Below are 10,561 nucleotides of genomic sequence, written 5' to 3'. Positions count from 1 at the left end.
TGTAAGAGCGGAACCAATAGATGCCGTTACCGAAATAACGGATATACACACAGTCAAAAACAGAGGCACAACCCATGCTCCAGTTGATCCTCGGCGGCGCCCGCTCCGGCAAAAGCCGCCTGGCTGAAAAACTCGCCACCGACAGCGGCCTAAGCGTCACCTACATAGCGACCAGCCAACCCCTGGACGGCGAAATGACCGCACGCGTCGCCCACCACCGCGAGCGGCGCCCGACCGAATGGGGCCTGATCGAAGAGCCCATCGAACTGGCCCGTGTCCTCAAGGAAAACGCCACCCCGAACCATTGCCTGCTGGTTGACTGCCTGACCCTATGGCTCACCAACCTGCTGATGCTCGAAGACCCCGACCGTCTCAAAGAAGAGCGTGAGGCCTTGCTCCAAACCCTGGCCACCCTCCCAGGAGAAATCATTTTTGTCAGCAACGAGACCGGAATGGGTGTCGTCCCGCTGGGCGAATTGACTCGCCGCTATGTCGATGAAGCCGGTTGGCTGCATCAAGCCTTGGCCGAACGTTGTCAGCGCGTTGTCCTGACCGTCGCCGGCCTGCCCCTGACTTTGAAAGGTACTGCGTTATGACCGACACCTGGTGGCTCAACCCCTGCAAAACGATCGACACCCAAGCCCACGAACAAGCCCTGGCCCGCCAGCAGCAACTGACCAAGCCCGCCGGCTCCCTCGGCCGGCTGGAAGCCGTGGCCGTCCAACTGGCCGGCCTCCAGGGCCAGGTCAAACCCAGCGTCGACCACCTGTGGATCGCGATCTTTGCCGGCGACCACGGCGTCGTCGCCGAAGGTGTCTCCGCCTTCCCCCAGGAAGTCACTGGCCAGATGCTTCACAACTTCGTCACCGGTGGCGCCGCCATCAGCGTGCTTGCGCGCCAACTCGACGCCAAGCTGGAAGTGGTCGACCTCGGCACCATCACCCCGACGTTGAACCTACCGGGCGTCCGCCACCTGAATATCGGTCTCGGTACCGCCAACTTCGTCAACGCCCCGGCAATGACCGAAGCCCAGGGCCAACTGGCCCTGCAAGCCGGCCGCGACAGCGTGCACCGCGCTATCACCAGCGGTGCGCAACTGTTTATCGGTGGCGAAATGGGCATCGGCAACACCACCGCCGCCAGTGCCCTGGCCTGCGCGCTGCTGGATTGCCAGGTCAGCGACCTGACCGGCCCCGGCACCGGCCTGAACGCCCAGGGTGTCAGCCACAAGGTCGCCGTCATCGAGCGCGCCCTTGCACTGCACGCGGGCGATCGCGACGACGCACTGAAAACCCTGTTCAACCTCGGCGGCTTTGAAATTGCCGCGCTGGTCGGCGCCTACCTGGCCTGCGCTCAAGAAGGGGTCGTGGTGCTGGTGGACGGTTTTATCTGCACCGTCGCCGCCTTGGTCGCCACGCGCCTGAACCCCGGCTGCCGTGAATGGCTGCTGTTCGGCCACCGCGGTGCCGAGCCCGGCCATCGTCACGTGCTGCAAAGCCTCAACGCCGAGCCTTTGCTGGAACTCGGGCTGCGCCTGGGCGAAGGCAGTGGCGCCGCGCTCGCCGTGCCGTTGCTGCGCCTGGCCTGCGCGCTGCACGGGCAGATGGCGACCTTCGCCGAAGCAGCCGTAGCGGATCGCCCGGCATGACTTTGCGCCTGGACCTGCTGCGCCACGGCGAAACCGAACTGGGCGGCGGCTTGCGCGGCAGCCTGGACGATGCGCTCACGGCCAAGGGCTGGGAGCAGATGCGTGAGGCGGTGGTGGCGCAGGGCCCATGGGAGCGTCTGGTCAGTTCGCCGCTGCAACGTTGTGCGCGGTTTGCCGAGGAGTTGGGCACGCGCCTGAATCTGCCGGTAACCCTCGAAAAGGATCTGCAGGAACTGCACTTCGGCGCCTGGGAAGGGCAGAGCGCCGCAGCCTTGATGGAAGCCGACGCCGACGCGCTGGGTCTGTTCTGGGCTGATCCCTACAGTTTTACGCCGCCGCAGGGCGAGCCGGTTTCGCAGTTCTCCGCGCGTGTTTTGGGGGCTGTCGGCCGCTTGCATCAAGCCTATGCCGGCCAGCGAGTGCTGCTGATCAGCCATGGTGGAGTCATGCGTTTGCTGCTGGCCCAGGCGCGTGGTCTGCCGCGTGAGCAACTGTTGAATGTCGAAGTCGGCCATGGTGGCCTGTTCAGCCTGCAGGTCGAGGCGGATGGCGTATTAAGGGAAGGACGCTGAGCATGTTGCCGTTCTGGATCGCCTTGCAGTTTCTCAGCAGCCTGCCGATTCGCTTGCCGGGCATGCCGCAACCCCAGGAACTGGGGCGTTCGTTGCTGTTTTATCCGGTGGTGGGGCTGCTGTTCGGGCTACTGCTGTGGGGCTTGAACGCCGTGTTGATGGGCGCGCCATTGCTGCTGCACGCCGCGCTGCTGTTGACCGCGTGGGTGTTGCTCAGTGGCGGCCTGCACCTGGACGGCCTGGCCGACAGCGCCGACGCCTGGCTCGGTGGCTTCGGTGACCGCGAGCGCACCCTGACCATCATGAAAGACCCGCGCAGCGGCCCGATCGCGGTGGTCACCCTGGGCCTGGTGTTGCTGCTCAAATTCACCGCGCTGGTGGCATTGATCGAGCAGCACAACGGCGCCGCGCTGATCCTCGCACCGTTGATTGGCCGCGCTTCGATGCTGGCGCTGTTTCTCACCACGCGCTATGTGCGCGCCGGTGGTCTGGGGCAGGCCCTGGCGGATCATTTGCCACGGATCGTCGGCCAACAGGTGCTGATCCTCAGTGGTCTGGCGTGTATCTTGATCGACGGTTTCAGTGGCGGGATTGCCGTGCTGGTGGCTGCCCTTTGTTTTATCGGCCTGCGCCAATTGATGGTCAATCGCCTCGGCGGCACCACCGGCGACACCGCCGGCGCGCTGTTGGAGCTGCTGGAAGTGGCGGTGTTGATCAGTCTGGTGCTGTAACACTTTCTTGCATTTCATTAATCCCGGGTATATACACGCTCCATGCTTGCCTCCCAATGTTTATGCACAAACCTGCGTCGCGCCGCTCGTGGCGTCAGCAGGCATTACGACGGCGCTCTCGACGGCTTCGGGATCAATGTTGCCCAGTATTCTTTGCTGTGTAATCTGCAGCGCCTCGATCAACCGAGCATTTCCAGCCTGGCCGACGCCATGGGCCTGGATCGCAGCACACTGGGGCGCAACCTGCGGGTGCTGGAAGGCGAGGGCTTGGTGCAGTTGGTGGAGGGCGATGACTTGCGCAACCGCCTGGTCTTGCTGACCGAGGCGGGTATCGAACGGCTCGCCGCCGCATTGCCGGCCTGGGAAGCGGCGCAGCAGAAATTGATTGATAAGTTGGGCGCCGAAAAGCGCGAAACCCTGTTGGCCTTGCTGGATGAACTCGCTTGACGCGAGTTTGTTCGATGATAAGCGGGTATATACCCGCGAACGGAGAATAAGAAATGACCTCGATGTGGCGCACCAGCGGCTGGATTCTTGTGGGGAGTGCGCTGATCCTCGCGTTGTCCCTCGGCGTGCGACATGGCTTCGGCCTGTTCCTGGCGCCCATGAGTGCCGAATTCGGCTGGGGCCGTGAGACCTTTGCCTTTGCCATCGCCCTGCAAAACCTGATCTGGGGCCTGGCACAGCCGTTTACCGGCGCCCTGGCCGACCGCTTCGGCGCCGCCAAGGTGGTGATGATCGGTGGTGTGCTTTACGCGCTGGGCCTGGTGTTCATGGGCCTTTCGGATTCGGCGTGGTCGCTGTCCCTGAGTGCCGGGTTGCTGATCGGCATTGGCCTGTCGGGTACTTCGTTCTCGGTGATCCTCGGGGTGGTGGGGCGTGCCGTGGCGCCGGAAAAACGCAGCATGGCCATGGGTATCGCCAGCGCCGCCGGCTCGTTCGGCCAGTTCGCCATGTTGCCGGGCACCCTCGGTTTGATCGGCTGGCTTGGCTGGTCCGCCGCGTTGCTGGTGCTGGGCCTGATGGTGGCGCTGATCGTGCCGTTGGTGACCATGCTCAAGGACCGACCGTTGCCTGCGGTGGCTGGCCAGCAGACCTTGCGCGAAGCCTTGGGTGAGGCCTGCTCCCATTCAGGGTTCTGGCTGCTGGCGTTCGGCTTTTTTGTCTGCGGTTTCCAGGTGGTGTTTATCGGCGTGCACTTGCCATCGTACCTGGTGGACCAGCACTTGCCGGCCTCGGTGGGGACGACCGTGCTGGCATTGATCGGCCTGTTCAATATCTTTGGCACCTATACCGCCGGATGGCTCGGCGGGCGCATGTCCAAACCCCGTTTGTTGACCGGTTTGTACCTGCTGCGGGCGGTGGTGATCGTGATCTTCCTGTGGGCGCCGGTGACGCAGACCAGCGCCTACCTGTTCGGCATGGCGATGGGCTTCCTGTGGCTGTCCACGGTGCCACTGACCAACGGCACGGTCGCGACCTTGTTTGGTGTCAGAAACCTTTCCATGCTCGGTGGGATCGTATTCCTGTTCCATCAACTGGGCTCGTTCCTCGGCGGCTGGTTGGGCGGGGTGGTCTATGATCGAACCGGTAGCTACGATTTGATCTGGCAGGTGGCAATCGTCCTGAGTCTGGTGGCAGCGGCGCTGAACTGGCCGGTGCGCGAGCGCCCGGTGGCACGTTTGCAGGCGCAAATGGGGGTGGCATGAATTCGACCTGGCATTGGCTCGGCGCAGCAGGAGCAGGACTCTTGCTGCTGCTGGCGTGGTGGGGCTGGCAACAGGGCGGCCTGGCATTGATGCAGTTGGGCATGGCGATCTGTTAAGTTCTGTGTCTGAGACTTTTCAAGGACACCTCACATGCAGATGCGCTGGTTCGCAGTACCCGCTCTGATGGTGGCTTTTGGCGGTGTCGCCATGGCTGCCGATTGCCCGCCGTTGCTTGAAGGCCAGTTGCCCAAGCTGCGCGCCAAGGAATCCATCGACCTGTGCCAGCGCTTTGCCGGCAAGCCGCTGCTGATCGTCAACACCGCCAGCTTCTGCGGGTTTGCGCCGCAGTTCAAAGGGCTTGAAGCGTTGTACCAGCGCTACAAGGGGCAGGGGTTGGAAGTGATTGGCGTGCCGTCCGATGACTTCAAGCAGGAAGCCAAGACCGGGGAGGAAACTGCCAAGGTTTGTTACGTTAATTACGGCGTGACCTTCACCATGACCGAACCACAGAAGGTCAAGGGCCCGGACGCGGTGCATCTGTTCAAGATCCTGGCGCAGCAGAGCAGTGCGCCGAAGTGGAATTTCTACAAGTACGTGGTGGACCGCCAGGGCAAGGTGATCGCCAACTTCTCCAGCCTGACCAAGCCGGATAGCCCGGACCTGGTCAAGGCGGTGGAAGACGCGTTGGCCTCCAAACCCTGATCACCGCCCACTAAAAAGCCCCGCCTCTTTTGCTAGAGTGCGGGGCTTTTTTGTGCCGCTTTACATCAGAACTTGTACGTCACGCCCAGGCCGAAACCGTTGGCGCTGTTTTCGTACTTGGCGCTGTAGGAACCCAGTGCGTTGGACTTGTTAACTTTTACCGGCTCTTCCTTCAGGTAGGAATAAGCCAGGTCAACAGTCATGTTATCCATCACGGCATAACCCAGGCCCACACTGAAGATGGTCCGGTCGCCAGTAGGAATACGTGGGGAACGGTCAGTGTTGTTGGTTGGCGACTGGTCGAAAGTCAGGCCGGTACGCAGTACCACTTGCTTGGTGACCTGGTACGAAGTACCAAGGGCGTAGGCCCAGGTGTCGTGCCAGTTCTGAGGTTCAGTGATAGTGCCGATGACCGACGGTGCGAGGAAGCCGTTGGCGCCCGTTACACCCTGGTTCTTGACAGTGATGTCTTTCAGGCGGCTCCAGCGGGTCCAGGTAGCACCGCCATAGAGTTTCCAGGCGTCAGTCAGGTCCTGGGTTACCGACAGGTCGTAAGACTCTGGCGTGTCGATGCTCAGCGAGGCGTCGTAGCGGCCACTGCCAATGGCACCGGCAGTCGGGGCAGGCGCTGTCACCTCGGTGTGGCCGTCAAGCTTGTAGCTGACCTTGGAGTGGTAGGTCAGGCCGACGCGCGTGGTATCGGTGGCCTGTACCAGTACGCCGACGTTGAAACCAATGGCGGTATCGTCGCCCTTGATCGTGACGTTGGTCGAAGGCACGGCAGGGTTCAGGGTCAGTTCGGACTCCAGCTTGCCGGAGATCCGGTTGATGGTAGGACCGAAACCGATGGAAACCCGGTCGTTGAATGCGTAGCTGACCGTTGGCTGCAGAGTGATTACAGATACTTTGCTGTAGCTGCCGAACCCGCTGCCCTGGAAGCCGCGTTCATAATCAGTCACCAGGCCGAACGGTGCGTAAACACCAAAGCCGACAGCCCACTGATCGTTGAGTTTGTTGGTGTAGAAGCCGAACGGTACGCCGGTGAAGGGCACCATGTCGCCTTTGTTGGTGCCCCTGGAACGGCCGCCGGCATCTTTGATGTCGGTCGAGGCATCGATGGCTGCAACACCACCCGTGATTTGCTGGCCTTCAAGGCGAGCCATACCGGCAGGGTTGCCATAAACAGTGCTTGCGTTATCGGCAGATGAAGAACGTCCCGCAAAACCGGTACCCATCCCGGCAACGTCTTGTTCGTTGAGGGCGAAGCCGCTCGCGAACACGTGGGAGGAGGCCATTGCAACGGCGAGGCTAAGTGTCGTCTTGAGCATTACTTTTTTCATTATTAGAACTCCGTGGTGATCACCGCTGCGGAAAGTAACAATAAATTTATGTTTGCGCTATAGGCTCAAACACAGGAGATAGAGCGGTTTTGTAGGACAATCCGACCAAAATCAACGTTTTTAGCCGAATCTTGCAAATCGCCCGGTCAACAGGCGACGTGATTCATGGGTGAAACACAGGTTTGCCAGGCCTGGGTGAAATCCCGGAGCCGGCCTTGAGGGTGAAATATTTCTTTCCAGATACGCGCCATCGCCAATACGTCGTCGGCCGGTGGCAGGTGTGGGCGGTGTTGTTCCACCAGCAGCCAGGCGATGGCGGTGGCGTAACGCAGGTTGACCGTCAGCTCAAGCTGCGGCCCGCTGAGGAAAGCATGCTGGCTGGCGAGTCCGCGTACCAGGCTGGCGCGCTCGGGGTCCAGCGCCAGGTAGTTATCCCACAGCGCGCGATGACGCGGCTCGGTGATGCTGTAGAGGCCGTGGCCGCGGCGGTCGTGCAGGGCTGAACCGAGTGCCGACTGGCTGGCGGCGATGCCCAGCAGCAGGGATTCAGCCGTCTGGTTATGGCGACCCAGGTAAAGCAGGGTGGGCCGGATCACATAACGACACAATTCGCTGGCGGCGATGCCCATAAATGCCTCAATCCATGAAATTAATCGGCGATACCTGAGCGAGGGCTTGGCAGCGGTGAATCGGATCTCAGGTCCGCCGGAAGCGGATCATGCCGCTTGAGTTGAAGTGTAGTGTCATATTTACGATGTAAAGGACTGTTTTTAAAATATTTTCATCATTTAGTTATATCGTTTATATCAATTTAAACTTAGCGCGCCTGAATTTCAGGCAATAAAAAACCCCGGGTTTTAACCGGGGTTTTTGTGTTTCAGCGATTCGGGTCGATCAGGCAACCAGTGCCTGGCGAGTACGATCGATCACGGCCTGCAGCGGTTCTGCGCTGGAGTATTGATCGGGGTACAGGCGTTCGCTGTGACGAGCGATGCCGTGTTCGTTGACCAGGGTAAAGCTGAAGCAGCCTTTGCGAGCGGCCATGATCAGGCAGTTCATTGGTGCAAAAGCGTTGGTGAGGGTGCGAATGGCATCCTGAGTGTGGATTTGAGTGGACATATTATTGGTGTTCCTACAAATGACACGGTTAAGAACCGTGCAACGTTAAAACGTTCCAGTGACGTTGATCACCATTGATCGAACGAAGAACCCGACTGGAACAAAGCAGCCAGTTTGAAGCGCTATTAAGTTGGCGCGCTTGGGCTGGCAGGTAGGTACTTAGGAGGGCAGGCAACACAACAGGGGCAAAGGTTCTGGGCCCGGGGTGAAGATCCTGATCAATTTGCAGGTTGGTTCTTTCAGAGTATGGAAACTTCGCGACACCCTTTGCATTGTTCAAAGGCCGTGTCGTCGCAAGTGATACCTGGAAACCATCGAGGTGGTCGATCCCTTTTTGTCGGCGGTGCCGTGAGGGAGTTGTTCGACCAGAATTGACTTTCAGCTTGGTACTAACGCCGCGGATAGTAACGGATTGAAACGATGAAAGGAAGTGTGATAGGCAAAAAACTTTTCGGGTCCTGGGCCTGCGGTAACATTCCTTAGCCGCTGCCTGAGCAAAAAACGCGGTTGATATAACCGGCGAGTGGGTAGTTGTGCACATTGGTGGCGCCCTGTGTAACTGAACTGACATACGCCCCGCAAAGCGCCCGGGTGCCTGCAACTAAAATTTAAGTCAATGAAAAATCGAGCTTTTTTTTATTGGTGAAAAAATCGTCAGTTTGACTGCGGCCCCCGTTCCATGGGCCTTTGCGGGACTTACAGAACGGTTGTCCACTGAGTTATCCACAGCTTCTGTGGATTGTCCCAAGCGCTTGCTCTAGAACGGGCGTGCAGGCTTTTTTCAGCTTTACCTGTACGAAAAAAAGAGTAGAGTGGCGCGCCTTCCGTTCTGTCCCACAGTGCTTTATGAAGTTTCGCTCAGTATCACCTTCTGTTACCGACAGCCCTCAGGTTGTTACCGCACCCAAGCGTTTTTCCCTGAAAGTTGCCTTGTGGTTGCTCGACAGCCCGCGCCTGGGCCACAGCCCCAACGTCAAACATTTTGCAGGGCATTTGCTCAAGCAACCGGCTCGTGCTGGCGTGGTGGTGGCGCAAAGCCGTCTGGGCCAGTTGATGTGCCGCGAGTGCGGCAATGCCCGCGACCGCCGTATCGGCCACGAACTGCTGCGCCAGGCCGCCCGCGCCGGTGACCGCATCGCCCAGCGTGAACTGGGCCAGATCGAAGACTGAGCTGTCCTCAATGCGCTGGCTTGGTTAACCTTCTTCTTTTCGGGTGACGGCAGGAATCGCTATGGCTTTTGACTGGACCAGTGTTGTGCTGGGTCTCGCCGCTGCTGGATTGCCGCTGTTGGGCCTGTGCTGGCAAATTCAGCGCCGACTGAGCGCGCGAATCGCCGGCTGGGAATTGCTCGAAGAGCGCCTGGCCACCGCACAACTGGCCCAGGAAGGGCTCGCCGCGCAGTTGGACGCCAGCCGTGACGAAATCAGCGACCTGAGCCAGGCCAACGCTGCCAAACAGGCTGATTTGGCCGCCGTGCGCCGGGAAGTCGAACTGCTGCAGATCGACCGTGACAACGCCCGCGACGCCGCCCACGCCTGGAACCTCGACCGTTCCGCCAAGGAAACCGAACTACGCCGCCTGGATGCCTTGTCCGCGTCCCTGCGCGCCGAATTGCGCGAGCAACAGGAAAGCCATCAGCAACGCCTCAGTGACCTGCAAGGTTCCCGTGATGAGCTGCGGGCGCAGTTCGCTGAACTCGCCGGGAAGATCTTCGACGAGCGCGAGCAACGCTTCGCCGAAACCAGCCAGCAGCGCCTCGGCCAATTGCTCGACCCGCTCAAGGAGCGCATCCAGTCGTTCGAAAAGCGCGTCGAAGAAAGCTACCAGAGCGAAGCCCGCGAGCGGTTTTCCCTGGCCAAGGAGCTGGAGCGCCTGCAACAGCTGAACCTGCGCCTGTCCGATGAAGCCACCAACCTGACCCGCGCCCTCAAGGGCCAGAAAACCCAGGGCAACTGGGGCGAGTTGATCCTGGAGCGGGTGCTGGAACATGCCGGTCTGGAAAAGGGCCGCGAGTACCAGACCCAGGTCAACCTCAAGGGCCCGGACGGCGAACGCTTCCAGCCCGACGTGTTGATCATGCTGCCGGGGGACAAGCAGGTAGTGGTGGACTCCAAGGTCAGCCTGACCGCCTATCAACAGTACGTCGCCGAGGACGACCAGGCGATCGGCCAGGCAGCCCTCAAGCAGCACGTACTGTCCTTGCGCAACCACGTCAAAGGCTTGGCCGGCAAGGACTACAAACGTCTGGAAGGCCTGCACAGCCTGGATTTCGTGCTGCTGTTCGTGCCCATTGAAGCCGCATTTTCGGCGGCGCTTCAAGCCGAGCCGAACCTGTTCCAGGAAGCCTTCGACCGCAACATCGTGATTGTCAGCCCGACCACGTTGTTGGCCACCTTGCGGGTGATCGACAGCCTGTGGAAACAGGAACGGCAAAGCCAGAACGCCCGGGAAATTGCCGAGCGCGCCGGTTGGCTGTACGACAAGTTCGTGCTGTTTATCCAGGACCTGGACGAGGTAGGCAACCGCCTGCAGCAGCTGGATAAAGCCTACAGTGCAGCGCGCAACAAGCTGACCGACGGACGCGGAAACCTGGTGAGCCGTACCGAGCAACTGAAGCTGCTCGGCGCCCGCGCCAGCAAAAGCCTGCCGGCCGACTTGCTGGAACGGGCGATGACCGATGAAGACGGCGTGGCGCAGTTGCCAGAATAGTCACCGGTCTCTGTGGGAGCTGGCTTGCCT

12 protein-coding genes are annotated in these 10,561 nt (G+C 60.5%); 9 read left to right on the top strand and 3 right to left on the bottom strand.

What is annotated here, in order from left to right:
• The first annotated feature begins 74 nt into the window (after positions 1-74).
• From cobU to HYE77_RS05065, 7 genes are all read left to right on the top strand, one after another.
• Positions 75-596, top strand: coding sequence for a bifunctional adenosylcobinamide kinase/adenosylcobinamide-phosphate guanylyltransferase (gene cobU, locus HYE77_RS05095; RefSeq protein ID WP_102368348.1), 522 nt, complete (start codon positions 75-77; stop codon positions 594-596).
• Positions 593-1,648: a nicotinate-nucleotide--dimethylbenzimidazole phosphoribosyltransferase gene (cobT, locus tag HYE77_RS05090; RefSeq protein ID WP_177068502.1), complete on the top strand. Its 1,056-nt coding sequence runs from the start codon at positions 593-595 to the stop codon at positions 1,646-1,648. Before cobU ends, cobT begins: the two co-directional genes overlap by 4 nt.
• Complete coding sequence (gene cobC, locus HYE77_RS05085) at positions 1,645-2,220, top strand: alpha-ribazole phosphatase family protein (RefSeq protein WP_177068501.1); 576 nt, start codon at positions 1,645-1,647, stop codon at positions 2,218-2,220. Before cobT ends, cobC begins: the two co-directional genes overlap by 4 nt.
• A gap of 2 nt (positions 2,221-2,222) precedes the next feature.
• Positions 2,223-2,951 carry an adenosylcobinamide-GDP ribazoletransferase gene (locus HYE77_RS05080; RefSeq protein WP_177068500.1) on the top strand — a complete coding sequence of 243 codons (729 nt, stop codon included), beginning with the start codon at positions 2,223-2,225 and terminating at the stop codon, positions 2,949-2,951.
• A 42-nt stretch (positions 2,952-2,993) separates the two neighbouring features.
• Positions 2,994-3,398, top strand: coding sequence for a MarR family winged helix-turn-helix transcriptional regulator (locus tag HYE77_RS05075; protein ID WP_003214925.1), 405 nt, complete (start codon positions 2,994-2,996; stop codon positions 3,396-3,398).
• Between the two features lie 62 nt (positions 3,399-3,460).
• On the top strand, positions 3,461-4,660 hold the full coding sequence (locus tag HYE77_RS05070; protein ID WP_161635735.1) for an MFS transporter: 1,200 nt from the start codon (positions 3,461-3,463) through the stop codon (positions 4,658-4,660).
• Between the two features lie 150 nt (positions 4,661-4,810).
• Complete coding sequence (locus HYE77_RS05065; RefSeq protein WP_008432697.1) at positions 4,811-5,362, top strand: glutathione peroxidase; 552 nt, start codon at positions 4,811-4,813, stop codon at positions 5,360-5,362.
• 65 nt (positions 5,363-5,427) lie between these two features.
• Here the strand turns inward: HYE77_RS05065 and HYE77_RS05060 are convergent, their stop codons facing one another.
• From HYE77_RS05060 to HYE77_RS05050, 3 genes are all read right to left on the bottom strand, one after another.
• On the bottom strand, positions 5,428-6,702 hold the full coding sequence (locus HYE77_RS05060) for an OmpP1/FadL family transporter (RefSeq protein WP_026078188.1): 1,275 nt from the start codon (positions 6,700-6,702) through the stop codon (positions 5,428-5,430).
• 146 nt (positions 6,703-6,848) lie between these two features.
• Positions 6,849-7,331: a hypothetical protein gene (locus tag HYE77_RS05055; RefSeq protein ID WP_177036358.1), complete on the bottom strand. Its 483-nt coding sequence runs from the start codon at positions 7,329-7,331 to the stop codon at positions 6,849-6,851.
• Positions 7,332-7,596: 265 nt separating this feature from the next.
• On the bottom strand, positions 7,597-7,821 hold the full coding sequence (locus HYE77_RS05050; RefSeq protein WP_003214941.1) for a hypothetical protein: 225 nt from the start codon (positions 7,819-7,821) through the stop codon (positions 7,597-7,599).
• 846 nt (positions 7,822-8,667) lie between these two features.
• On the opposite strand from HYE77_RS05050, the gene HYE77_RS05045 reads away from it, so the two are divergent.
• Together HYE77_RS05045 and rmuC are read left to right on the top strand one after the other, a co-directional pair.
• Positions 8,668-8,991, top strand: a complete 324-nt coding sequence (locus tag HYE77_RS05045; RefSeq protein ID WP_023659092.1) for a sel1 repeat family protein — start codon at positions 8,668-8,670, stop codon at positions 8,989-8,991.
• A 175-nt stretch (positions 8,992-9,166) separates the two neighbouring features.
• Positions 9,167-10,531, top strand: coding sequence for a DNA recombination protein RmuC (gene rmuC / locus HYE77_RS05040; RefSeq protein WP_173406092.1), 1,365 nt, complete (start codon positions 9,167-9,169; stop codon positions 10,529-10,531).
• Positions 10,532-10,561 lie beyond the last annotated feature (30 nt).

Origin of the sequence: Pseudomonas sp. IPO3774 (assembly GCF_013386835.1) — a bacterium.
Taxonomy (GTDB): Bacteria; Pseudomonadota; Gammaproteobacteria; order Pseudomonadales; family Pseudomonadaceae; genus Aquipseudomonas.
Note: the sequence above shows the minus strand (reverse complement) of the source record. Positions and strands in the feature narration are given on the sequence as shown.